Here is a 1,650-nt window from a genome sequence, read left to right as displayed (position 1 = left end):
TTTCGGGCTCGAGGGCGTTGACGGCGTCGACGATGGGGTAGAGCTTCTTGAGTTCCTTCTCGTTGCTATCGCCGAGGATGTTCGTCAGAAACTTGAGCATCGCACTCCCGCCGGCCTCTCCCGCACGAAGGAGCGCGCCGGTCTACTGGATTCTACCGCAGGGGCGAGAACGGGGGCTATCGGGCGATCTGCCTCATTGAAAGGGTTACCGAACGGGGAGCGTTGCCTCAGAATCAGGGTTACCGAAAGGAGGCGATGTGACCCGGGTAACCCTGGAGGAGTACGCGGCTGCGGTACGGCCACGGTACGAGCGGGCGAGGAAGCAGGAGAAGGGCAGGATACTCGACGAGTTCTGCGAGACGACGGGGCTGCACCGGAAGGCAGCCATCAGGTTGCTGCGCCGGCGCCAGCGGCCTGGGCCGGCCAGGAAGGCGGGCCGGCCGGTGCGGTACGGTCCGGAGGTGACCGAGGCGCTGGTGGCGGTGTGGGAGGCGGCGGACCGGATGTGCGGGAAGCTCTTGGTGGCGGTGATGCCGGTGTTGGTGGACGGTCTGGAGCGCCACGGGGAGCTGCGCCTGTCGCCCGACGTGCGGGCCGCCCTCTTGTCCATGAGCGCGTCGACCATCGACCGCCGGTTGCGGCGCCGGCGCTGGTGGCTGGGGCGGCAGCCCCGGCGGGCGTCGTCTCCGGCGAGCGGCGTGAAGGCCCAGGTGCCGCTGCGCACGTGGAGCGAATGGCAGGGCGTGCGGCCCGGATGCGTGCAGGCCGACCTCGTTCTCCACTGCGGCGAGCGGACGGAGGGCTTCTTTTTGACGACGTTGACGGTGGTCGATGTGGCCACCGGCTGGATCGCCTTGCAGCCGGTGTGGGGCGTAGGCATGAGCCGGGTTGGCGGGGGGTTGGAGATGGCGGCGCGACGCCTGCCGTTCCCTCTGCGGGAACTGCATACGGACAACGGCAGCGAGTTCATCAACCGCGGCCTGTACGACTGGTGCCGTCGCCGAGGTGTGCGGCTCACGCGAGGACGCAGCTACCGGAAGAACGACCAGGCCTACGTCGAGCAGCGGAACTGGCTGGCGGTGCGCCGCAGCGTGGGCTACGACCGCTACAGCTCGAAGGCGGCCATGGCCGCCCTGCAGCGCCTGTACGCCCTCCTCGAACTCCAGATGAACTTCCTGCGGCCGGTGCGGAAGCTGGTGGGCAAGGAGCGCCACGGCGCCAGGGTGCGGAAGCGCTACGACACCCCGCGGACGCCGTACGAGCGGGCGCTCGCGTCGGGGACCCTCGACGAGGCGACCAGCGCCGCTCTGCGAGACGTGGCGGAGGCGCTCAACCCGGCGGAGCTGCGACGGGGAATCGACGCCGCCCTGCGCGCCCTCTGGGCGTGCAGTGAGCGGGAGGAACGGCGACGTGTTGGGTAACCGGGGTTCTGAGGCATCGCCTCCCCTTGGGTAACCATCACTTTTGAGGCATTACGCCGCTTGTACGGGATCTATCTGGACCAGCTCACCCCTGGCACGAGCGGTCGGCGGACGCTCGGTGGGCGACGCAACGTTTTGCGCCGACACCTGTTCCGGCTCTCGCGCGAGTTGACAGGAGCGCAACACCGTCAGTAGACTGCGGTGTCGCCGTATCCTGGTGCGGGGCATG

At 68.7% G+C, this 1,650-nt stretch carries 1 protein-coding gene; it reads left to right on the top strand.

Going from position 1 to position 1,650, the window contains the following annotated elements:
* Nucleotides 1-257 precede the first annotated feature (257 nt).
* Nucleotides 258-1,421 (top strand): transposase family protein, encoded by a 1,164-nt coding sequence (locus VAE46_RS06270; protein WP_322796066.1) that lies wholly within the window; start codon nucleotides 258-260, stop codon nucleotides 1,419-1,421.
* The last annotated feature ends 229 nt before the right edge of the window (nucleotides 1,422-1,650 follow it).

Origin of the sequence: Tepidiforma sp., from assembly GCF_034433535.1 — a bacterium.
Taxonomy (GTDB): Bacteria; Chloroflexota; Dehalococcoidia; order Tepidiformales; family Tepidiformaceae; genus Tepidiforma.
Note: the sequence above shows the minus strand (reverse complement) of the source record. Positions and strands in the feature narration are given on the sequence as shown.